Source organism: Pantoea phytobeneficialis (genome assembly GCF_009728735.1).
Lineage (GTDB): Bacteria > Pseudomonadota > Gammaproteobacteria > Enterobacterales > Enterobacteriaceae > Pantoea > Pantoea phytobeneficialis.
Genome location: NZ_CP024636.1, coordinates 691,740 through 713,573 on the forward strand (window position 1 = coordinate 691,740; position 21,834 = coordinate 713,573).

Annotated in this window: 18 protein-coding genes; 5 read left to right on the forward strand and 13 right to left on the reverse strand. The window is 57.9% G+C overall.

Annotated elements, in window-relative coordinates:
- Positions 1-172 precede the first annotated feature (172 nt).
- Positions 173-1,840: an energy-dependent translational throttle protein EttA gene (gene ettA, locus CTZ24_RS03095; protein ID WP_071783592.1), complete on the reverse strand. Its 1,668-nt coding sequence runs from the start codon at positions 1,838-1,840 to the stop codon at positions 173-175.
- Between the two features lie 186 nt (positions 1,841-2,026).
- Between ettA and CTZ24_RS03100 the strand changes: the two genes are divergently transcribed.
- Entirely contained in the window at positions 2,027-2,974 is a 948-nt protein-coding gene (locus CTZ24_RS03100) for a 2-hydroxyacid dehydrogenase (protein ID WP_208724752.1), read from the forward strand.
- Here the strand turns inward: CTZ24_RS03100 and deoR are convergent.
- The 9 genes from deoR to atzF all read right to left on the reverse strand — a co-directional run bounded on the left by deoR (position 2,971) and on the right by atzF (position 15,551).
- Positions 2,971-3,735, reverse strand: a complete 765-nt coding sequence (deoR, locus tag CTZ24_RS03105; protein ID WP_021184804.1) for a DNA-binding transcriptional repressor DeoR — start codon at positions 3,733-3,735, stop codon at positions 2,971-2,973. The two genes, CTZ24_RS03100 and deoR, sit on opposite strands and share 4 nt — an antisense overlap.
- Positions 3,736-3,785: 50 nt before the next feature.
- Positions 3,786-4,484, reverse strand: a complete 699-nt coding sequence (urtE, locus tag CTZ24_RS03110) for an urea ABC transporter ATP-binding subunit UrtE (protein WP_021184803.1) — start codon at positions 4,482-4,484, stop codon at positions 3,786-3,788.
- Between the two features lies 1 nt (position 4,485).
- Positions 4,486-5,277: an urea ABC transporter ATP-binding protein UrtD gene (gene urtD / locus CTZ24_RS03115; RefSeq protein WP_021184802.1), complete on the reverse strand. Its 792-nt coding sequence runs from the start codon at positions 5,275-5,277 to the stop codon at positions 4,486-4,488.
- Positions 5,270-6,346, reverse strand: a complete 1,077-nt coding sequence (gene urtC, locus CTZ24_RS03120; RefSeq protein ID WP_208724753.1) for an urea ABC transporter permease subunit UrtC — start codon at positions 6,344-6,346, stop codon at positions 5,270-5,272. Before urtC ends, urtD begins: the two co-directional genes overlap by 8 nt.
- Positions 6,346-7,911 (reverse strand): urea ABC transporter permease subunit UrtB, encoded by a 1,566-nt coding sequence (gene urtB, locus CTZ24_RS03125; protein ID WP_208724754.1) that lies wholly within the window; start codon positions 7,909-7,911, stop codon positions 6,346-6,348. The genes urtC and urtB overlap by 1 nt, the downstream gene beginning before the upstream one ends.
- Positions 7,912-8,124: 213 nt before the next feature.
- Complete coding sequence (gene urtA / locus CTZ24_RS03130; RefSeq protein WP_021184799.1) at positions 8,125-9,393, reverse strand: urea ABC transporter substrate-binding protein; 1,269 nt, start codon at positions 9,391-9,393, stop codon at positions 8,125-8,127.
- Between the two features lie 30 nt (positions 9,394-9,423).
- Complete coding sequence (locus CTZ24_RS03135; protein WP_021184798.1) at positions 9,424-10,125, reverse strand: GntR family transcriptional regulator; 702 nt, start codon at positions 10,123-10,125, stop codon at positions 9,424-9,426.
- 9 nt (positions 10,126-10,134) lie between these two features.
- Positions 10,135-13,752 (reverse strand): urea carboxylase, encoded by a 3,618-nt coding sequence (gene uca, locus CTZ24_RS03140; protein ID WP_208724755.1) that lies wholly within the window; start codon positions 13,750-13,752, stop codon positions 10,135-10,137.
- A 2-nt stretch (positions 13,753-13,754) separates the two neighbouring features.
- Positions 13,755-15,551, reverse strand: coding sequence for an allophanate hydrolase (atzF, locus tag CTZ24_RS03145; protein WP_208724756.1), 1,797 nt, complete (start codon positions 15,549-15,551; stop codon positions 13,755-13,757).
- Between the two features lie 259 nt (positions 15,552-15,810).
- On the opposite strand from atzF, the gene sltY reads away from it, so the two are divergent.
- The gene (sltY, locus tag CTZ24_RS03150) at positions 15,811-17,730 is read left to right on the forward strand and encodes a murein transglycosylase (protein WP_208725487.1); all 1,920 of its coding nucleotides are present in this window, start codon (positions 15,811-15,813) and stop codon (positions 17,728-17,730) included.
- A gap of 44 nt (positions 17,731-17,774) precedes the next feature.
- On the forward strand, positions 17,775-18,083 hold the full coding sequence (gene trpR, locus CTZ24_RS03155) for a trp operon repressor (RefSeq protein WP_013507794.1): 309 nt from the start codon (positions 17,775-17,777) through the stop codon (positions 18,081-18,083).
- Here trpR and yjjX read toward each other — a convergent pair whose 3' ends face one another.
- The gene (gene yjjX / locus CTZ24_RS03160) at positions 18,084-18,602 is read right to left on the reverse strand and encodes an inosine/xanthosine triphosphatase (protein ID WP_021184794.1); all 519 of its coding nucleotides are present in this window, start codon (positions 18,600-18,602) and stop codon (positions 18,084-18,086) included.
- 51 nt (positions 18,603-18,653) lie between these two features.
- On the opposite strand from yjjX, the gene gpmB reads away from it, so the two are divergent.
- On the forward strand, positions 18,654-19,301 hold the full coding sequence (gene gpmB, locus CTZ24_RS03165) for a 2,3-diphosphoglycerate-dependent phosphoglycerate mutase GpmB (protein WP_208724757.1): 648 nt from the start codon (positions 18,654-18,656) through the stop codon (positions 19,299-19,301).
- A 42-nt stretch (positions 19,302-19,343) separates the two neighbouring features.
- Here the strand turns inward: gpmB and robA are convergent, their stop codons facing one another.
- Entirely contained in the window at positions 19,344-20,225 is an 882-nt protein-coding gene (gene robA, locus CTZ24_RS03170; RefSeq protein WP_208724758.1) for an MDR efflux pump AcrAB transcriptional activator RobA, read from the reverse strand.
- 195 nt (positions 20,226-20,420) lie between these two features.
- On the opposite strand from robA, the gene creA reads away from it, so the two are divergent.
- On the forward strand, positions 20,421-20,894 hold the full coding sequence (gene creA, locus CTZ24_RS03175; protein ID WP_013507798.1) for a protein CreA: 474 nt from the start codon (positions 20,421-20,423) through the stop codon (positions 20,892-20,894).
- 66 nt (positions 20,895-20,960) lie between these two features.
- Here the strand turns inward: creA and arcA are convergent, their stop codons facing one another.
- Positions 20,961-21,677, reverse strand: coding sequence for a two-component system response regulator ArcA (arcA, locus tag CTZ24_RS03180; protein ID WP_013507799.1), 717 nt, complete (start codon positions 21,675-21,677; stop codon positions 20,961-20,963).
- Between the last annotated feature and the right edge of the window lie 157 nt (positions 21,678-21,834).

Genomic DNA, 21,834 nt, shown 5'->3' on the forward strand with positions numbered 1-21,834 from the left:
GATAAATCGTGCCGCTACGGGTTGGGCAAATATCATCACTGCGCGATAAATCGCGCGGCTACGGGATGGGCAAATATCTGTAGCGGCGCGATTTATCGCGCGAGCCGTTTCAGGATTTATCGCGCAAAAAAAAGCGCCGGTTAAGGCGCCTTTTATTATCGCGTTAGCGCAATTACTTCGCCATACGCTTGTACTTGATACGCTTCGGCTCCAGCGCTTCTGCGCCGAGGGTGCGTTTTTTGTACTCTTCGTATTCGGTGAAGTTACCTTCAAAGAACTCCACTTTACCCTCATCCTGGTAATCGATGATGTGGGTAGCGATACGGTCAAGGAACCAACGGTCATGCGAGATAACCATCGCACAGCCAGGGAATTCCAGCAGGGCGTTTTCCAGGGCGCGCAGGGTTTCGATGTCGAGGTCGTTGGTCGGTTCATCGAGCAGCAACAGGTTGCCGCCGACCTGCAACAGTTTCGCCAGGTGCAGACGACCACGCTCACCACCAGACAGCTCGCCCACGCGTTTGCCCTGGTCGGTGCCTTTGAAGTTAAAGCGACCAACGTAAGCGCGGCTTGGCATTTCGGTGTTGCCGATACGCATGATGTCCTGACCGCCGGAAACTTCTTCCCACACGGTTTTGCTGTTATCCATCGCATCACGGAACTGATCGACGGACGCCAGTTTCACGGTTTCGCCCAGCTCGATGGTGCCTGAGTCCGGCTGCTCCTGACCGGACATCATACGGAACAGGGTAGATTTACCCGCGCCGTTCGGTCCGATAATCCCGACAATCGCGCCTTTCGGCAGCGAGAAGGAGAGATCGTCAATCAGCACGCGATCGCCGTAGGATTTACGCAGGTTAGCGACTTCCAACACTTTGTCACCGAGGCGTGCGCCTGGCGGAATAAACAGTTCGTTGGTTTCGTTACGTTTCTGGTATTCGGTGCTGTTCAGTTCTTCGAAGCGAGCCAGACGGGCTTTGCCCTTCGACTGACGGCCTTTCGCGCCCTGACGCACCCATTCCAGCTCTTTCTCAATGGACTTGCGACGTGCCGCTTCGGCAGAGGCTTCCTGCGCCAGACGCTGATCTTTCTGCTCCAGCCAGGAAGAGTAGTTACCTTCCCACGGAATACCCTCGCCACGGTCCAGTTCCAGAATCCAGCCCGCCACGTTATCGAGGAAGTAGCGGTCGTGGGTGATCGCCACGACAGTACCTTCGAAGTCGTGCAGGAAACGCTCCAGCCAGGCCACGGATTCTGCATCCAGGTGGTTGGTGGGTTCGTCGAGCAGCAGCATGTCTGGCTTTTCCAGCAGCAGACGGCACAGCGCAACGCGGCGGCGTTCACCACCGGACAGGTTAGCGATTTTGGCATCCCACTCTGGCAGACGCATGGCATCCGCCGCACGGTTCAGCTGGGTTTCCAGGTTGTGACCATCATGGGCCTGGATCACTTCTTCCAGACGGCCCTGCTCAGCGGCCAGTTTGTCGAAATCGGCATCCGGGTCAGCGTACAGCGCATAAACTTCGTCGAGGCGCTTCAGCGCACCGACCACTTCAGACACCGCTTCTTCTACGGATTCACGCACGGTGTGTTCCGGGTTGAGTTGCGGTTCCTGCGGCAGATAGCCGACTTTGATACCCGGCTGTGGGCGGGCTTCCCCTTCGATATCTTTATCGATGCCCGCCATGATACGCAGCAGGGTTGATTTACCCGCACCGTTCAGGCCGAGGACACCAATTTTGGCTCCAGGGAAAAAGCTGAGAGAGATATTCTTCAGAATATGACGCTTCGGCGGAACCACTTTGCCGACGCGATGCATGCTATAGACGAATTGAGCCACGTTGTAATGAGCCTCTTGGTCTGTGGAGGTGGACGTCAGATGCTGAAGTTTAGCCGTTTTCCCGATCCAATCACAGCGACACAGCGGGGAAACTTCTGGAGCTGGCGCGATAAACGGATAACTGTTTGATTCTCACTCAGCCATCGGACTATGCTGGCTTTTTGCCTTAAAACGGGAGGAGGTGCGATGAGAGTGCTGATTGCTGCGGATGAACAGGCCTGGGGCGGTTTAATCCCGTCGATTCGTCAGATGTTACCCGATGTGGAGTTTGTTGCGTCAGCGGGTCATGCGGCCGAGAGCCTCGCCGGGTTTGATGCATTGGTGCCCGGTATGTGCCGGGTCGATGCGCGGCTACTGGCGACGGCTGATCGCCTGAAGCTGATTCAGCAGGCAGGCGTCGGGCTGGAAGGCGTTGATATCGCTGCGGCCAAGAAGGCCGGCATCATGGTGGCGAATGTCCCCTCTGATCACTCCGGCAACGCCGATTCTGTCGCAGAGCTGGGTATCTGGATGATGATCGGCCTGGCGCGCCGTCAGCAGGAAATCGCGCAGTGCCTGGCGCAGCAGTTGCTCGGACAGCCGATCGGCATGGGGTTGATGGGCAAAACCGTCGGCCTGGTCGGGTTGGGCGGTATCGGTAAAGCGCTGGCAAAACGCCTCGCGCCTTTTGGTATGCGGATGATTGGTGTGAAACGGGAAGCGGATGAAGCCTTTGCCCGTGAGCATCAGCTCGACTGGGTAGGCAGTATCAGCCAGTTGCCGCAACTTTTGGCCGAGTCTGATTTTGTGGTGTTAAGTCTGCCGCACAGCGCGGAAACCCATCAGATTATTGATGCGGCGGCACTGGCGCAGATGAAGTCCACCGCTTTCCTGGTAAACCTTGGGCGTGGCGGGCTGATCGACAAAGCGGCGTTTCTCTCCGCGCTAGAGAATCAAACGCTGGCCGGTGCCGGTTTAGATGTGTTCTGGCAGGAGCCGCCTGATCCCAACGATGCGGTGTTTCAGCATAACGTGATTGCCACACCGCATATTGGCGGCGTCACCGATATCTCGCTGGCAGGGAATATCAAAGGCGTGTGCGATAACCTGCGCCGTCTGCGTGACGGCGAGGCGGTGATTGATCGCTGGGCCTAACCGCAGCACAGCTTAACCCCGGCCACCTGCATCACCTTCAACAACGCAGGTGGCGGCGGGCTGTCGCTCAGCAGAATATCGAATAACGAGAAATCGCCGATCCGGGCGGGCAGCACCTTGCCATATTTGCTGCTGTCGCCCACCACGATACATGTCTGCGCCCGTTGCAACGCCAGATGTTTAATCGGTAACTCATTCAGGTTGTAGCAGGTGGCACCCTGACGTACATCCATTCCGGCGGCAGAGATAAAGGCCTTGGTCGGACAAAGCGCGTCCAGTACCGTCACTTGTTCCAGTGGCGTGAATACCGCGTTGTCGGCATGAAACTCCCCACCCGATAAAATCACCCGGCAGTTAGGCTTCTCTTTCAACGCCAGAAAGGTATTGATGGCGCTGCAAATGGCGGTGAATGGCAGCTCGTCATCAATGGCATCAATCACCAGCGGCAGCGTGGTGCCACAGTCAAAAAAAACCGTGTCGTTGGCCTCAATCAGGGCCGCCGCATGCTGTGCCAGCTGCTGTTTTTTGCTGACGTTGAGATTTTGCTGGTCGCTGACAAAGTAATGCGCGATGTTCTGACGCGGATCGCGCATGATGTAGCCGCCCAGCAGCACCACGCCGTTTGCCGGTTCGGTCAGATCGCGGCGGATGGTCATCTCGGACACGCCCAGCAGCTGTGCCGCTTCCTTCAGATGCAGTTTATCGGTGCGTTTCAGCGCCAGCGCCAGGCGGGTGATACGATCAAAGCGGCGGGTTTCCATCTCTCGGTTTTTCCTGGAAAAAACATGCGCCATGTTAACCAGAAATCACCTCAGATCGCCACCAGTCCACGCACCCCATCCGCTTCCATTGTTTCCCCACGGCCACGCTGCACGATTTCACCGCGTGACATGACGAGGTAGTTGTCGGCCAGCTCAGCGGCGAAGTCGTAAAATTGCTCCACCAGCAGGATCGCCATATCACCGCGTTGTGCCAACTGACGGATCACCGCGCCGATCTCTTTGATCACCGACGGCTGGATCCCTTCGGTGGGTTCATCAAGGATCAGCAGTTGTGGTTTGGCGGCGAGGGCGCGGCCAATCGCCAATTGTTGCTGCTGTCCTCCGGAAAGATCGCCGCCGCGTCGCGCTTTCATCTCCTTCAGTACCGGGAACAATTGATAAATCTCCTCCGGCACCGCTTTGGCCTGTGCACCTGAGAAGCGCGCCAGTCCCATTAACAGATTCTCTTCTACCGTCAGACGCGGAAAAATTTCCCGTCCCTGGGGAACGTAGGCGATGCCAGATTGCACCCGCTGATGCGGTTTGCGCTGGTTGATCACCTTATCTTGCCAGCGGATCTCGCCGGACTTAGCTGGTATCAATCCCATCAGGCACTTCAGCAGCGTGGTTTTGCCTACGCCGTTACGTCCCAGCAGGCAGGTGATTTCGCCGGGTTTGGTTTCAAACGACAAGCCGCGCAGAATGTGGCTGCCGCCATAATATTGATTCAGATCCGATACCTGTAACATCTCAGCGCCCCAGATAAACGTCGATTACCCGATCGTCGGCCTGTACTTCGCGCAACGATCCCTCGGCCAACACCTGGCCCTGATGCAATACCGTCACATGGTCGGCAATGGTTTCGACAAACCCCATATCGTGTTCCACCACCATCAACGAATGCTGACCGGCGAGGCTGCGGAACAATTCTGCGGTGTACTCGGTTTCCGCATCGGTCATGCCCGCTGCCGGTTCATCCAGCAACAACAGGTGCGGGTCCTGCACCAGCAACATGCCAATCTCCAGAAACTGTTTTTGTCCGTGTGACAGCAGACCGGCTTTGCGCTGACGTTCGCCGCCCAAACGCAGCAGCTTCAGCACCTCGTCGATGCGATCCTGCTGCTCACCGTTGAGACGGGCGCGCAGGCTGGCCCACACCGATTTGTCATTTTTTAGGGCGATCTCGAGATTTTCGAACACCGTCAGCGCTTCAAATACTGTCGGCTTCTGAAATTTACGGCCAATCCCGGCGCGGGCGATCTCCACCGGAGACAGGGCGGTCAGGTCGGTGTCCTGATCGTAAATCACTCGTCCATTATCGGGTCGTGTTTTACCGGTGATCACATCCATCAGCGTGGTTTTACCCGCGCCGTTAGGGCCGATGACGCAACGCAATTCGCCAACGCCGATCTGTAACGACAGGTCGGTCAGCGCGCGAAAACCGTCAAACGACACATTAATATTTTCCAGCAGCAGCACCGGATCACGTTGATCGCGATGGCGATCCGCCGGATGCGGTTGGGTAAACAGTTGTTCAGTCATCTTTCCTCCGGCGCAGCAGGCCAATCACGCCACGCGGCAGGAACAGCGTAACGAGGATAAACATCAGTCCCAGGAAGAACAGCCAGTACTCCGGGAAGGCGACGGTGAACCAGCTTTTCGCGCCGTTGACAATCGCCGCGCCGAGCAAGGGACCAATCAGGGTGCCACGCCCACCCAGCGCCACCCAGATAGCGGCTTCGATGGAGTTGGTGGGGGACATTTCGCTTGGGTTGATGATGCCGACCTGCGGGACGTAGAGCGCACCCGCCAGCCCACACAGCACGGCGGAGAGGGTCCAGACGAACAACTTAAAACCACGCGGATCGTAGCCGATGAACATCAGGCGGTTTTCTGCATCGCGCACCGCCGTCAGCACCCGACCAAACTTGCTGCGCGCCAGGGCAAAACCGACGCCGATGCTGGCCAGCAACAACAACACGGTGGCGACAAACAATCCGATGCGCGTACCGGTGGCGGTGACGTTAAAGCCGAGCAGGGTGGTGAAGCCGGTGAAGCCGTTGTTGCCGCCAAAGCCGGTTTCGTTGCGGAAAAACAGCAGCATGCCTGCGTAGGTCAGCGCCTGCGTCATGATCGAGAAATAGACACCTTTGATCTTCGAGCGGAAGGCGAAGAAACCGAACACCAGCGCCAACAGGCCTGGCACCAGCACGATCAGGCATAGTGCCCAGGCGAAGTGTTGTGTCCCGGCCCAGAACCACGGCAATTCATTCCACGACAGGAACGACATAAACGCAGGCAGGCCATCGCCGGACGCCTGACGCATCAAATACATCCCCATCGCATAACCGCCGAGGGCGAAAAACAGGCCGTGGCCGAGCGACAGCAGCCCGGCATAACCCCACACCAGGTCAAGCGCCACCGCGACAATGGCATAGCAGAGGATCTTGCCGACCAGCGTCAGCGTATAGGTCGAGAGCGCCAGCGGATGGCTGGCGGGCAGCAGCGCAAAGAACGGCATGATCAACAGCAGCAGCGCGATAAGCACGCCCAGGCTGAGGGTCAGACGCGGCGCTTTGCGCGCGGCGGTTAAGGTCAGTGGCTGGCTCATCAGTCAATCACCCTCCCTTTAAAGGCAAACAGGCCCTGGGGACGTTTCTGAATAAACAGAACGATCAACACCAGAATCAGGATCTTACCGAGCACCGCACCAATCTGCGGTTCCAGCACCTTGTTGAGAATGCCCAGCCCGAACGCGGCCACCACGGTGCCTGCCAACTGGCCGACGCCACCCAGCACCACCACGAGGAAGGAGTCGATAATGTAACCCTGACCGAGTTCAGGGCCGACGTTACCCAGTTGCGACAACGCCACGCCGCCCAGCCCGGCGATACCGGAACCCAGGCCAAACGCCAGCATATCGATGCGCCCGGTAGGAACGCCGCAGCAATCTGCCATCGCCCGGTTTTGCGTCACGGCACGCACGCTGAGGCCGAGGCGGGTTTTGTTCAGCAGCAGCCAGGTCAAACCCAGCACGGCGAACACGAACACGATGACCGCGATACGGTTATACGGCAGCACCAGGTTTGGCAGCAGCTGCATCCCGCCGGAGAGCCAGTCCGGGTTGGCGACTTCCAGGTTCTGCGCGCCGAACAGCATCCGCACCAGTTGAATCAACATCAGGCTGATGCCCCAGGTGGCGAGCAGGGTTTCCAGCGGGCGACCGTACAGATGACGGATAATGGTACGTTCCAGCACCATCCCCATCACAGCGGTGGCCAGGAAGGCGACTGGCAGCGCCAGCAGCGGATACCACGCCAGCCATTGCGGCGCGAACTGCTGAAACAGGCTTTGTACCAGCCAGGTGGCGTAAGCACCCAGCATCAGCATTTCACCGTGCGCCATATTGATCACGCCGAGCAGGCCATAAGTGATCGCCAGGCCGAGCGCCGCCAGCAGCAGGATCGAACCGAGCGACAGGCCGGTAAAGGCCTGGCCGAGCAGGTCGCCCCACATCAGGCGATGCTTGATTTGTTGCAGGCTGTCGCTGGCGGCGGCCCGTACCTGCGCATCGGGTTCGTTCGCCGCTTGCGTCAGCTGTTGCAGGCTGGCCTGCATATTAGGATCGCTGGATTCTCCCAACAGTTTTACCGCTTTCAGGCGTACCTGCGCATCGGGGCTGGTGAGTTGCAGGTTGGCGGCAGCCATCGCCAGGGTGGCGTGCACCTTGCTGTCTTTTTCGCTGACGAGACGTTGTTCAATCAGCGGTAATTGGTCGGCAGCGCCGTCGTTTTGCAGTTGCTGCGCGGCGCGCAGGCGAATGGCGGGGTCGGCACTGACCAGCTGATGTGCGGCGAGCGCACTGGCGATCAACACGCGCAGCCGGTTGTTCATAAAGAGTTTTTTGGTTTCGCCACTCGGCTGTTGTGCGCTGTCGAGCGGCTGGAATTTATCGTCCTGTTTACTGAACGGTTGTTTGTGTTCATCAATGACCACGGTTTCATTGCGCAGTGCCTCCAGCAGCGGCAGGCGACTGGCCTGTGGCGCGGCGGCCCATTGCTGGAGCAGCGTGGCCTGCTGCGTACGACTGGCGGCAGCGAAATCTGCGCCATCGCCCGCCTGGGCCAGCCAGGGCAGGAGCAACAGCAGACAGCAGAGATAGCGGCGAATTGTCATGGTTCTGGCCCTGTGGTTGGGGTGGGTAATGGGGGGAAGGTGCGTGCTGTTACCCTCACCCCGGCCCTCTCCCATAAGGGAGAGGGAGGTGTGCTACATGCAAACGCTTGCTCGATCTGTCCCCTCTCCCTAAGGGAGAGGGAGGTTTGTGAACTCGATCTGTCCCCTCTCCCGCTTGCGGGAGAGGGTTAGGGTGAGGGCCCAGGCCGCACCTTACTGCGTTGATTTCACCGGATAATCAGGCTTCTTATCGTTACCGGCGATATACGGGCTCCACGGCTGGGCGCGAACCGGTTTGTCGGTCTGCCACACCACGTTGAACTGACCGTTCTCTTCGACTTCACCGATCATCACCGGCTTATGCAGATGGTGGTTGGTTTTGTCCATGGTCAGGGTGAAACCGTCCGGCGCTTTAAAGGTTTGTCCGGCCATGGCGGCACGTACTTTATCCACATCGGTGGTACCGGCTTTCTCTACCGCCTGCGCCCACATATGGATGCCGACATAGGTCGCTTCCATCGGGTCGTTGGTCACTACGGTGTTGGCGTTCGGCAGGTTATGCGCTTTGGCATAGGCTTTGTAATCGGCGACAAACTTCGCGTTGGTCGGGTTATCGACTGACTCAAAGTAGTTCCACGCCGCTAACTGACCCACCAGCGGTTTGGTATCGATACCGCGCAGTTCTTCCTCGCCCACCGAGAAGGCGATCACCGGAATATCGGTGGCTTTGATGCCCTGGTTCGCCAGCTCTTTGTAGAACGGCACGTTGGAGTCGCCGTTGATGGTGGAGATCACCGCAGTTTTGCCACCCGCAGAGAATTTCTTAATGTTGGAGACGATGGTCTGGTAATCGCTGTAACCAAACGGCGTATACACTTCCTGGATATCTTTGTCCTGTACCCCTTTCGAATGCAGGAAGGCGCGCAGGATCTTGTTGGTGGTGCGCGGGTAGACGTAGTCGGTGCCCAGCAGGAAGAAGCGTTTAGCGCTGCCGCCGTCTTCGCTCATCAGATATTCCACCGCCGGAATCGCCTGTTGGTTCGGTGCCGCACCGGTGTAGAACACGTTCGGCGACATCTCTTCCCCTTCGTATTGCACCGGATAGAACAGCAGGCCGTTCAACTCTTCAAACACCGGCAGCACCGATTTACGCGATACCGAGGTCCAGCAGCCAAACACCACCGCGACTTTGTCCTGCGTCAGCAGCTGACGGGCTTTCTCGGCAAACAGCGGCCAGTTGGAGGCCGGGTCAACTACCACCGGTTCCAGCTTTTTGCCCAGCACGCCACCTTTGGCGTTAATTTCATCAATGGTCATCAGCGCAACATCTTTCAGCGGTGTCTCCGAAATGGCCATGGTGCCGGAGAGCGAGTGCATAATCCCCACTTTGATGGTATCGGCAGCCTGGGCACCAAAGGCAAAGCCCATGCTGACAACGGTAGCGGAGAGAGCGAAAGCCTTAAGCAACGAACGTCTTTTCATCGTTTAAACCCCTAAATGTGTAATGTGTTGTTATTCAATGGGTTGAAGCCGGGCCTGCTGTAACATGTGTAAAGTGATTTTTCTGACCTCTGCTTTGCTGACGGCGATATGGTCGGTCAGAATGCGCTGTGCCTCCTCGGTATGTTGCTGAAATATCGCCCGTAAAATCTGAGCGTGCTCGCGGTACGTGGCATCGACCCGGTCGTCGCGCGTGAAGTCGAGACGACGGATGATGCGAATTTTTTCGGTCAGTTCGGCGTGCACACGGGCCATTTCCCGGTTGCCAGTGGCGCTGACCAGCGCCATATGAAAGGCTTCGTCGTGCAGTGACACGGTTTTGCCATCTTCCAGACGCGGGTTATCGATCCAGAAAATTTTCAGCTCGGTCAGGGTTTCCGCGCACTGCAACGGCGGCAGCGAGCAGAGACGGCGCACCGCTTCGCGTTCCAGCACGGTGCGGAAATCGTATAGCTCCTCGAAGTATTCAAAGTTGAACGGCTTAACCTGCCAGCCGCTGCGGAACCACACCTCGACATAACCTTCCCGCTCCAGCCAGAAAAGCGCCTGACGCACCGGCGTGCGGCTGACCTCCATCCGTTCGGCGATTTCGCTTTCGCTAAAGCGGTCGCCGGGCATCAGGCGAAACTCGAAAATATCGTTCTTCAGCGCCTGGTAGACTTTCTCTGCCAGCGCTTCCGGACGGCCTTTGCTGCGTTGCGGGCTGGTACTCATGGGCATTCCTTATTCCAGCCACAGCAGGGTGTCGCCCGGACTCACCGGACGCCCCGCCTGGCAGGCGATACGTTTCACGCGACCCGCCTCGGGTGCGACAATAGCCAGCTCCATTTTCATCGCCTCGACGATGATCAGCGTCTGACCGGCGGCCACTTCATCACCCGGCTGCACCAGCACTTTCCAGATGTTGCCGTTCATATCGGCGCTCACCGCCAGTGCGGAGTCGTCCTCTTCCGCCACCACCAGCGTCTCTTCACTGGTCAGCGGTGCGTTCTGCTCCTCCTGCGCCCACAGCGTCACTTCCTGTTCAAAGGCGGCGGCCTGGCGGGCACGGAACTCAGCGATCGAGTCGGCGTGCTCAACCAGGAATTGCTGATGGGCGGCGAAGTCGAACAGCGTCTCCTCGATGCGGATACGTGCGCGACCTTCGCGGAAGTCGTCGCGTAACTGTGTCAGTTCTGCTTCGCTTACCGGGTAGAAACGCACCTGATCGAAGAAGTGCAGCAGCCAGGGTTCGTCGGCCGCGAACTGATCGTTTTTCAGGAATTTATTCCAGATGGGCAGCGTGCGGCCGACCAACTGGTAGCCACCGGGGGAGTCCATGCCGTAGATACACATGTACATGCCGCCAATGCCTACGGTGCCTTCAGCGGTGAAGGTACGCGCCGGGCTATATTTGGAACTCAGCAGGCGATGACGCGGATCGACCGGCACCGCGCAGGGCGCGCCGAGATAGACATCGCCCAGACCGAGGATCAGGTAGCTGGCATCGAAAATGGTATCGCGCACCGCTTCACGGCTCTCCAGGCCATTAATACGCTGAATAAAGTCGACGTTGTTCGGCAGCCACGGGGCAGTGGCGCGCACGGTTTCTTTGTAGCGTTCCACCGCGCCGAGCGTGGCGCTATCTTCAAATGCCATCGGCATCCAGACAATGCGCGACGGTACTTTCAACTGGCTGACATCACCCAGTCCGGCTTCCAGTTCCAGCAGCAACGCCATCAGTTGCGGCTGGCTGAGGATCAGGCTGTCGTAGCGCACCTGCAACGAACGCACGCCGGGTGACAACTCTTCCACACCAGGCACGGCGCGATCCCGCAGTGCTTGCATCAACAGATGCACGCGCAGGCGCAGTGCCAGATCCAGCACGTTGTCGCCGTACTCAATCAGCACGTATTTATCACCGGCCTGGCGATATACCACTGCCGGGGTGCTGGTGGTGGCGGGTAATGCCGCCAGCAGCGTCGCCGAGCCGATGTCGCTGGCCGCCAGTGACGGTACGTCAAACGCAGGTGCATGGGCAGAACGCAGGGTCGCGACGCTATGGGCCTGGGCTTTCTCCAGCGCCACCGCTTCGTCGGCGCTGATGGGGTGGAATCGGATACGATCACCCGGCTTCACCTGACCAACTTTCCACAGCTCGGCTTTGGCGATGGTGACCGGGCAGACGAAGCCGCCGAGGCTTGGGCCGTCATGGGTAAGGATCACCGGGAAGTCACCGGTGAAGTTCACCGCGCCGATGGCATATTCACAGTCGTGCACGTTGGAAGGATGCAACCCGGCTTCGCCACCGTTGGCACGCGTCCAGCTCGGTTTCGGACCTACCAGACGCACACCAAGACGGTTGGAGTTGTAATGTACCTGCCAGTCGCTGGCGAAGAATTCATCGATAGCGGCCTGGGTGAAGAAATCCGGTGCGCCGTGCGGTCCGTAGAGTACGCCGATACGCCATTCGCTGCCGTAGTGCGGCACCAGAGCGTGATCGAGCGCCTGGGGTTCGCTGACTGGCGCAGGCGTGGTGCAGGCCGCAAGCAGAGGTTGGGAGATCGGCAGCATATCGGCGACGCGTAGCGTACGTCCGGCATGGCCGCCAAACTGGCCGAGTGAGAAGGTTGAACGGCTGCCGAGATACTCCGGCACATCAAAACCGTTACGCACGGCCAGATAAGTGCGACAACCGCTGTGGGCGCGGCCCAGTGTCAGTGTCTGTCCTGCCGTGACCTTGACCGGTTGCCAGTAGCTAACCGGCTCACCGTCGAGATCGGCCGGGCAATCGGCACCGGTCAGGGCAATCAGCGCGTCGCTGTGAAAACGCAGCGTCGGGCCTTGCAGGGTGAATTCCAGACCGGCAGCGGCTTCGTGGTTGCCAACAATGCGGTTGGCAAGACGGAAGGCAAAATCATCCATCGGGCCAGATGGCGGCACGCCGATATCCCAATAGCCGAGGCGACCCGGAAAATCCTGAATGCTGCTGAAGGTGCCGGGTTGCAGCACTTCAATCACGCTGGCCGCCGGGGTGAAGCTGTCGAGGTAACGTGTCCAGACCTTGCCGCTGCGGAACGCCTCGGTGGCAACGATCTGACGCAGATAATCCAGGTTACTGGCGATACCGTGCAGTTGGGTGGCCCCCAGCGCTTGCTGTATTTTCGCCAGCGCGGCATCACGGGTGTCGGCATGGACGATCAGCTTGGCGACCATCGGATCGTAATACGCGGAGACTTCGGTGCCGGTATCGATCCAGCCATCAACGCGCACATCGTCCGGGAAGCTGACGCCGGTCAGCACGCCAGGGCTGGGCTGGAAGTTTTTCAGCGGATCTTCCGCGTACAGGCGCACTTCAATGGAGGCGCCTTGCGGTGCCTGCTGCATTCGCGCCCAGTCGAGGCTGTCGCCCGCCGCCACTTGCAACATGCACTCCACCAGATCAAGACCGGTGACGCACTCGGTGACCGGATGTTCTACCTGGAGGCGGGTGTTGACTTCGAGGAAATAGAACGCGTCCTGTTCGGCGTCGTAGATATATTCCACGGTGCCTGCGCTACGGTAGCTGACCAGCTCGCCGAGACGCACCGCTGAGGCCAGCAGCGCTTCACGCGTGGCCTGCGGTAGGTTTGGCGCTGGAGTTTCTTCCACCACTTTCTGATTACGACGTTGCAGCGAGCAGTCGCGTTCGCCCAGAGCAATTACTTTGCCGCTGCCGTCGCCAAAAATCTGTACTTCAACATGGCGGGCGCGATCGATGCAGCGCTCAAGAAACACGCCTGCGTCACTGAAAAATTGTTCGCCGAGACGACGCACGCTCTCCCAGGCGTTGCGCAGCGCATCGGCGTCGGCGCAACGCGTCAGGCCGATACCACCACCACCGGCGGTGCTTTTCAGCATCACCGGATAACCGATGCGATCGGCAGCGCTCAGGGCTTCTTCCAGCGAGGTCAGCAACGCGGTGCCCGGCGTCATCGGCACGCCAGCACTGGCTGCCAGTTCTCGGGCGCGGTGCTTGAGGCCAAACTCGCCAATCTGCTGCGCGGTTGGGCCAACAAAGGCGATACCGGCTTCTTCGCAGGCGGCGGCAAACGGCAGGCTCTCAGAAAGGAAACCGTAGCCCGGCCAGATGGCTTCTGCGCCGGTTTCTTTAGCGGCAGCAAGGATTTTTTCGATTCTCAGGTAGCTGTCGCTGGCTTTGTCGCCGCCAAGGGCAATCGCCACATCAGCCTCTTTCACATGGCGTGCGTTGCGGTCAGCGTCGGAATATACCGCCACACTTTTCACGCCAAGACGTTTCAGGGTGCGGATAGCGCGGCAGGCAATTTCGCCACGGTTAGCAATCAGAACGGTACTGAACATGATTATTTACTCCCCAGGGATGTCAGCCAGTTGCGCCAGCCGCCAAATTCGGTGATCTCCAGTGCCTGTTTCAGCACCATCGGTTCACAGATGAAACCTTTCACCACCCGGCCATCGGCCAGCGTCAGCGAGCCAATTCCCAGCGGCGGCGGGATTTCCGCCACAAACTCGCCAAAGCGTGCCAGCGGGATATCCCACAGCTCGACGGTGATCGCTGCCCCTTGTTCATCGCGCAGCAGGCCCGGTTTTTTGATCGGCCCATCCAGCAGCGCAAACAGGCGGTAATGGCTGGCGGTGGTGGTTTCCTCCACCAACACCGCCTGGCGGGTGGTGAGTTGGAAGTTGAGCGGCATACCGGTGAGGTGAGCACCCACGACTGCGACGCGCACATGATCGGCGGAAGGCGGCAGTGCGCGATGCTGCGTCGGCTGCGCTTTGCCGGTGGCACCGAGCGGCAATGCCAACTGCTGCTGCCAGCGCAGGCCGAATTCCACCAGGGCACGATCATGCCAGGCGGGGGCGATCAGGGTGATGCCCGCCGGCAGGCCATCGGCACGGAACGGTGCCGGTAGCGCCAGCGCGCTGAGGTCGGCCAGATTGGTGAAGTTGGTGTAGGTGCCGAACTGCGAGTTGTAGCGCACCGGCTCCTGCTTCATCTCTTCAACGGTGTGGATGGTGGGGGAGGTCGGCACCACCAGCGCATCGAACTGCGCCAGCGTTTGCTGAATTTGGCGCGTCAGTTCCGCGCGCAGATATTCGGCTTTGAAGGCATCGACCGCGCTGTAATCCAGACCGCTTTTCACGATGCCATAGACCACCGGGTCCATCTCTTCCGGGCGGTTGATCATCTCGCCCACCGCCACGGTGCGCTCCGTTACCCACGGGCCGTAGTACAGCTGCTCGGCCAGTTGCTGGAATGGGGTAAAGTCGATGGGGTGCAGCGTAGCACCGCTGGCGAGCAGGCGTTCCAGTGCACTGTCCCAGGCGGCTTCTGCTTGCTTGTCATCAAAGAATTCCGGGTTGGCCGGAATGGCAAAGTCGGGGTGTGCCTTGATGCTGGCGGGCGCAGTATGCGGATTGCTGCGCGAATAGGCATCGGCCGCGTCATAACCGCCAGCGGCGCTGGCGACGGCAAAGGCATCTTCCACCGTCAAGGCAAATACTGAAATGGTGTCGTTCAGGCGGCAGGCGGGCAGCAAACCACTGGCCGAGAACCAGCCTTTGGTCGGTTTCAGGCCCACCACATTATTGAAGCCAGCCGGTACGCGACCGGAACCGGCGGTATCGGTGCCGAGCGAGAAGCCTACCAGACCGCGTGCCAGTACCGACGCCGAGCCGGAACTGGAGCCGCCGCTGACGTAGTCGGCATTAAAGGTATTACGCACCGCACCATAAGGGGAACGGGTGCCGACCAGACCGGTGGCATATTGGTCGAGGTTGGTTTTGCCAATGACCACCGCGCCGGCGGCTTTCAGTTGGGCGACGACAAAGGCATCTGCGCTGGCGGTATAAGTCAGCGCCGGGCAAGCGGCGGTCGTCGGCCAGCCCGCGACATCGATATTGTCTTTGACGGCAAAAGGTACGCCAAACAACGGCAGTGCCGCCGGGTTGCGCAGATAGCTGGCTAACAGCGGTTCAATTTGTGCCTGAAGTTGTGCCGGGGTGGCGAGATACAACCACGCATTATCCTGGTTATCGATAGCTGCGAGGTGTGCTTCCAGCAGGGCGGTGATCTGCTGCGGTTCCTGTTGGTAACGCTGTTGCCAATCCTGAAGCGTGTAGCCAAAAGTCGATGCCATGAGTGAATTCCAACTGGTATACAAGATGGAATTCAACAGAGCAAAGGCCGTGCCATATTTGTAACAGAATGATTATGCGAAATTAGTTCCAGTACGATAAGTTTTTGTGATGAATAAGTGCACAATGGCGGCGCAGCATCTGGTCGATAGCGGTGCGTGATCGTAAATTTTATGAAGAACATGGCAAGAGCGTGTTGGCCTGGTTAGCATGAAGAAAGTCTGGCATGCAGCTGGATCGCAGCACAAAGAGGAGAGTGAAGTGGATAAGTGGCGTAACTGGATTATAGGGATCTGCCTGGTCAGTGCGGCCAGCAGCGTGTGGGCCGATTCGCTAGACCAGCAACGACAGCGTTATGCCCAGATAAAACAAGCCTGGGATAACAAGCAGATGGACACCGTGGCACAGTTGATGCCAACGCTACAGGATTACCCGCTCTATCCTTATCTGCAATACCGTATGCTGGCGCAGGATCTCGATCAGGAAACGCCGCTGGCGGTGAAGAATTTTATTCAACAATACCCGACGTTACCGCCTGCGCGTGCGCTCTCCACCCGTTTTGTCAATGTGCTGGCACACCGTCAGGCATGGCAGGAATTGCTGAATTTCAGCCCGGAAGCACCGCAACCGGTACAGGCGCGTTGTAACTGGTATTACGCCAAGTGGGCCACCGGCCAGCAGCAGGTGGCATTTGATGGCGCGAAAGATATCTGGCTGCGCGGGACATCGCTGCCTAATGATTGCGACCAGTTGTTCTCAGTGTGGCAATCTGCCGGGCAACTCTCGCCGATCACCATCCTTGAGCGTATTCGCCTGGCGATGAAAGAGGGTAACGATAGCCTGGTCAATTATCTGGCGAAGATGTTGCCAGCGGATTATCAAACCATCGCCACGGCAGTGATGACGTTGCAGCAGAACCCGCAAACCGTCACCAGCTTTGCCAGCAGCGTTGGGCCGACGGATTTTACCCGCCAGGCCACCAACTTTGCTTTCGCCCGTGTGGCACGGCAGGACGCAGAAAATGCGCGCCTGATGATTCCGGGACTGGTGCAGTCGCAGAAGATGGGACCGGCAGATGAGCAGGCGCTGAAAGAGATCGTCGCGTGGCGTCTCATGGGCAACGATGTGACTTCTGAGCAGGCGCGCTGGCGCGATAACGTGGTGATGAACAGCGAATCCACCACGTTGATTGAGCGCCGGGTGCGACTGGCGCTGGGTAATAACGACCGGCGTGGACTGAATACCTGGATTGCTCGCCTGCCGGTAGAGGCCAAAGAGAAAGATGAGTGGCAATACTGGCAGGCCGATCTGCTGATTGAGCAGGGACGTAAAGATGAAGCCGACGAAATCCTGCGCAAGTTGATGCAGGGACGGGGTTTCTATCCGATGGTGGCGGCCCAGCGGTTGGGCGTCGACTACCCGTTGCAGGTGAATCCGGCTCCGGCACCGGAGAGCAATCTGGTGCAGGGGGCGGAGCTGGCACGGGTGCGCGAGCTGATGTACTGGGGGCTGGATAACCTGGCGCGCAGCGAATGGGCTAACCTGATTTCCAGCAAAACCCGTGAGCAGCAGCAGATGCTGGCGCGCTACGCCAATGAGCAGGACTGGTGGGATCTGAGCGTGCAGGCCACCATTACCGCCAAAATGTGGGACAGCCTGAAAGAACGCTTCCCGCTGGCATGGCGCAATCTGTATCAGCAATACACCAGCGGCAAAGCGATTCCGCAAAGTTATGCCATGGCGATTTCGCGTCAGGAGAGTGCGTGGAACCCGAAAGCGCGTTCGCCGGTGGGGGCCAGTGGGCTGATGCAGGTGATGCCCGCGACCGCCACGCATACCGTGAAGATGTATAACATTCCCGGTTATGTGAACAGCGGCCAATTGCTTGATCCACAAACCAATATCCAGATTGGTACGCAATATCTGGATTATGTCTATCAGCAGTTTGAGCAGAACCGTATCTTTGCCTCGGCAGCTTACAACGCCGGACCGTCGCGAGTGCGTAGCTGGCTGAACAACAGTGGTGGGCGTCTGGATGCGGTGGCGTTTATTGAAACCATTCCCTTCTCGGAAACCCGTGGCTACGTGAAGAACGTGCTGGCGTATGATGCCTACTATCGTTACTTCATGGGACAACCCGATAAGATTCTGGCAGATAGCGAGTGGAATCGCCGCTACTGACTGTGCTATGCTTCCGTACTCGTTAATGAGTACGGAAGCCCTTCATGAGCCAACCCCTTTCTTCCCAGCCTGTTGAAGATAACTGGCTGCGTTTTGTTGACCTGATGCAAAATGCCTTCGCCGATGGCGTCGCCTTACCGTTGCTGCAATTGATGATGACCCCGGATGAGCGGGAATCTTTTGGCACGCGTCTGCGCATCATTGAAGAGTTGATGAACGGAGAGATGAGCCAGCGTGAGCTGAAGAATGAGCTGGGCGTTGGCATTGCCACCATCACCCGTGGCTCCAACAGCCTGAAAGAAGCTCCGCCGGAGCTGAAACGTTGGCTGGAAGCGCGTCTGGGACGCGCCTGATCACTGTTGGTACAACGGATGGGTGAACGGGCAAAGCGCCAGAATCAGCGCCTGATGGTAGACGCTGGAACGCGTCAGCAGCCCGTGGGTAAAGGCACCAATCGCCCCGCCTTTCTGTTTGATATTTTCCACGCCGGTTAAGCGCGCCATTTCATCACCCAGCTCATGACCGGCGCTCAAACCTGCCATCACTACTGCTGGCAGCGTAAAGCTGGCGGAGCGTGATTCACCGCGCTGCTGCGCATTTTCCACCACCATCCACGCGAAGGCGCTGTCGCCTTCAATTCCGGCTTCAATGGCCACCCAAAAGTCCGCATCCGCTTTTTTGGCGCGTGCGTTGGCAACACGCTGACGTGCGCCAGTTCGCGTTTCGACATCCGTCAGCGGCTGGGCTGCAACGCCGCTCTCGACCTCGACCCCTTCAATATGGCAGGATCCTTCGCCGAAAACGTCGTTGAACGCTTGTGCAATCGCGCGGATTTTTGCCGGATTGATGGTGGCTGCGACAACATGGTACATAATTGTTTGAACCCTCAAGGCAAATTTGTCGCAGTATAACGGAAATTAAGCATGCTACAGGTCTATCTTGTTCGTCACGGTGAAACGGTTTGGAATGCGGCCCGACGCATTCAGGGGCAGTCCGACAGTCCGCTGACGGAAAAAGGTGAGCAACAAGCCCATCAGGTGGGTGAGCGCGTTAAATCGCTGGGGATTACCCATGTGATTGCCAGCGATTTAGGACGTACTCGTCGCACTGCGGAAATTATCGCGGATGCCTGCGGTTGTGGGGTAACGCTTGATGCGCGCCTGCGCGAACTCAATATGGGGGTGCTGGAACAGCGCCCAATCGAAGGGTTGACGGCGGAAGAAGAGAGCTGGCGGAAAACTCTGGTGGATGGCACCGAAAACGGTCGCATTCCTGGCGGTGAGTCGATGGCGGAGATGGCGGCGCGGATGCACGCGGCGTTAAATGATTGTCTCGGATTACCGGCAGGCAGTCGTCCGCTGATTGTCAGCCACGGTATGGCACTTGGCGTGCTGGTCAGTACCATTCTTGGTTTACCGGCACATGCCGAACGCCGTTTGCGTCTGCGTAACTGCTCCATCTCTCGCGTTGACCATCAGCAGAGCGCCTGGCTGGCAGCAGGTTGGGTGGTGGAGACGGCCGGGGATGTGTCACATCTTGATGCACCAGCGCTGGATGAATTGCAACGCTGAAGCGCAATATGAAAATGCCGTCATGACGACGGCATTTTGCTGTTAGCGTTCCTGCATCGGACGGATCGGAATCAGATACTCGCAGCGAATCTCGGTAGGTGGCTCACTACGCTTCTTGCCACCGTGGGTGAAGAAACGTTCGATATCTTGCCCCTGACGACGTACCAGGCCCAGCGTGGGCATGCAAGTCCCGTACAGCAGCAGAATAAATTCCTGCAACGCGGTACGCGGTCCGTTATAGGTGAACTGCACATAATCACCCGCTTCCAGAATCACACTCTGATTGGATTGCATGCTTTTTGCCAGTTGATCGGCAGGCACCGCGGTGGTGTAGAGAATCTCCTGCTCATCATCCTTTTCATGGCTGGCGCGTACCTGATGCAAGCCATACAGCACCGGCGGCACGGTATCGGTTTCCAGCAGGAACTGTTTCCAGAAATGCACACGCATTTCGTCGCGATAGCTGGAGATCTGCTCCAGCGTGCAGCTGTAGCTTTGGGTTTGACCCACCAACACCGTTTCCGGCAGCGTGACAAACTGCGGCTCAGGCATGTGGTTATCTTCCAGACGAATCGGCGGGCGGATACCGAAGGAGTTCCAGTCTGACGAACGACGATACCAGGCGGGCGTCTGATTAAACTGCTTTTTGAACGCACGGGTAAAGGTCTGCTGGGAATCGAAACGGTATTGCAGGGCGATGTCGAGTATCGGGCGGCTGGTGAGGCGTAACGCCACCGCGGCCTTAGACAGCCGGCGAGCGCGGATATAAGCGCCGATCGCGTGGCCTGTCACGTCCTTAAACATGCGCTGCAGATGCCATTTGGAATAGCCCGCTTTCAGGGCGACATTATCCAGTGAAAGGGGTTGATCCAGATGGCTCTCCAGCCAGACAAGCAAATCGCGAATGATACCGGCTTGGTCCATAAAACATCCTCATAACTCTCTGGTGGCGCAACTTATGAAGTCGTCGAATAATAGCACGAAATGCAAAAAGGCGAGAGGGCGGTTTTGTAAGTCGACTGTGCTACATCAATGCGGGTTGTTACCCATTTGGTTTGGTTCTGTTATCGATTGCCAGTACATTACATTCTCATCTATTCCGTTTGCAATGGTAACTCCATGACAATAGCTCGCCTTCTTATAGTCACCCTGGCAACATATGCCTTCGCGGGATCCCTCCAGGCAGAGGAGATCGGCTCAGTTGACACGGTTTTCAAGATGTTTGGCCCCGATCATAAGATCGTGGTGGAAGCCTTTGATGACCCCGATGTAAAAAATGTAACCTGTTATATCAGCCGGGCGAAAACCGGTGGGATCAAAGGCGGATTAGGTCTGGCCGAGGACACTTCCGATGCGGCGATTTCCTGCCAGCAGGTAGGGCCGGTTACGCTGAGCGATAAAATTGCGCAAGGTAAAGCGCAGGGGGATGTGGTGTTCCAGAAGCGCACATCGCTGGTTTTTAAGAAGCTACAGGTTGTACGCTTTTATGATCAAAAGCGCAACGCGCTGGTCTACCTGGCCTACTCAGATAAAGTGGTGGAAGGCTCGCCAAAAAACGCGCTGAGCGCTGTGCCGATTATGCCCTGGCATTAACAACAGGCTGGCACCTATTCGTAGCGGCGCGATTTATCGCGCCGCTACAGAACAGATATGTGCAGATTAGTCCTGCAACTCACCGCAGAAGCGATAACCTTCGCCATGAATGGTGGCGATGATTTCTGGGGTATCCGGCGTAGATTCGAAATGCTTACGGATACGGCGGATGGTGACATCCACGGTGCGGTCATGCGGCTTCAGCTCGCGACCGGTCATCTTTTTCAGCAGGTCAGCACGGGTCTGAATTTTGCCTGGGTTTTCGCAGAAGTGCAGCATGGCGCGGAATTCACTGCGCGGCAGCTTGTACTGCTCGCCGTTCGGGCTGATCAGTGAGCGGCTGTTGATATCCAGCTCCCAACCGTTGAAACGATAGCTTTCCACCTGACGACGCTCCTCATTGGGCATCGCCAGATTCATGGTACGCGACAACAGGTTACGCGCACGGATGGTCAGCTCACGCGGATTAAATGGCTTGGTGATGTAATCATCCGCGCCAATTTCCAGACCAAGGATTTTGTCCACTTCATTATCACGGCCGGTGAGGAACATCAGCGCTACGTTCGCCTGCTCACGCAGTTCACGCGCCAGCAACAAGCCGTTTTTGCCCGGCAGGTTGATGTCCATAATCACCAGATTGACGTCGTTTTCCGTCAGAACCTGATGCATTTCGGCGCCGTCGGTGGCTTCATAGACCATGTAACCTTCAGCCTCAAAAATGCTTTTGAGGGTGTTACGCGTGACCAGTTCGTCTTCAACGATAAGAATGTGCGGGGTCTGCATGTTTCGCTACCTAAAATTTGCCAACAAATCGAAAACAGGGCGTACGGCGGTTGCACTTACTGTTAATCGTAACAGCATGCCGTTCGCAACCGGTGTACGAAATAATCTTCGGAATACACCATCCATCTACGTCAACTTCAGTGTTAGCTCAGCCAGT

Bases quoted from the DNA above. Each gene is read 5' to 3' on its own strand.
- trpR (WP_013507794.1), top strand. From the start codon at position 17,775: ATGAGCCAACCCCTTTCTTCCCAGCCTGTTGAAGATAACTGGCTGCGT.
- creA (WP_013507798.1), top strand. From the start codon at position 20,421: ATGACAATAGCTCGCCTTCTTATAGTCACCCTGGCAACATATGCCTTC.
- CTZ24_RS03135 (WP_021184798.1), bottom strand. From the start codon at position 10,125: ATGAGTACCAGCCCGCAACGCAGCAAAGGCCGTCCGGAAGCGCTGGCA.
- deoR (WP_021184804.1), bottom strand. From the start codon at position 3,735: ATGGAAACCCGCCGCTTTGATCGTATCACCCGCCTGGCGCTGGCGCTG.
- CTZ24_RS03100 (WP_208724752.1), top strand. From the start codon at position 2,027: ATGAGAGTGCTGATTGCTGCGGATGAACAGGCCTGGGGCGGTTTAATC.
- arcA (WP_013507799.1), bottom strand. From the start codon at position 21,677: ATGCAGACCCCGCACATTCTTATCGTTGAAGACGAACTGGTCACGCGT.
- yjjX (WP_021184794.1), bottom strand. From the start codon at position 18,602: ATGTACCATGTTGTCGCAGCCACCATCAATCCGGCAAAAATCCGCGCG.
- urtB (WP_208724754.1), bottom strand. From the start codon at position 7,911: ATGACAATTCGCCGCTATCTCTGCTGTCTGCTGTTGCTCCTGCCCTGG.
- urtC (WP_208724753.1), bottom strand. From the start codon at position 6,346: ATGAGCCAGCCACTGACCTTAACCGCCGCGCGCAAAGCGCCGCGTCTG.
- urtD (WP_021184802.1), bottom strand. From the start codon at position 5,277: ATGACTGAACAACTGTTTACCCAACCGCATCCGGCGGATCGCCATCGC.
- urtA (WP_021184799.1), bottom strand. From the start codon at position 9,393: ATGAAAAGACGTTCGTTGCTTAAGGCTTTCGCTCTCTCCGCTACCGTT.
- gpmB (WP_208724757.1), top strand. From the start codon at position 18,654: ATGCTACAGGTCTATCTTGTTCGTCACGGTGAAACGGTTTGGAATGCG.
- atzF (WP_208724756.1), bottom strand. From the start codon at position 15,551: ATGGCATCGACTTTTGGCTACACGCTTCAGGATTGGCAACAGCGTTAC.
- urtE (WP_021184803.1), bottom strand. From the start codon at position 4,484: ATGTTACAGGTATCGGATCTGAATCAATATTATGGCGGCAGCCACATT.
- robA (WP_208724758.1), bottom strand. From the start codon at position 20,225: ATGGACCAAGCCGGTATCATTCGCGATTTGCTTGTCTGGCTGGAGAGC.
- uca (WP_208724755.1), bottom strand. From the start codon at position 13,752: ATGTTCAGTACCGTTCTGATTGCTAACCGTGGCGAAATTGCCTGCCGC.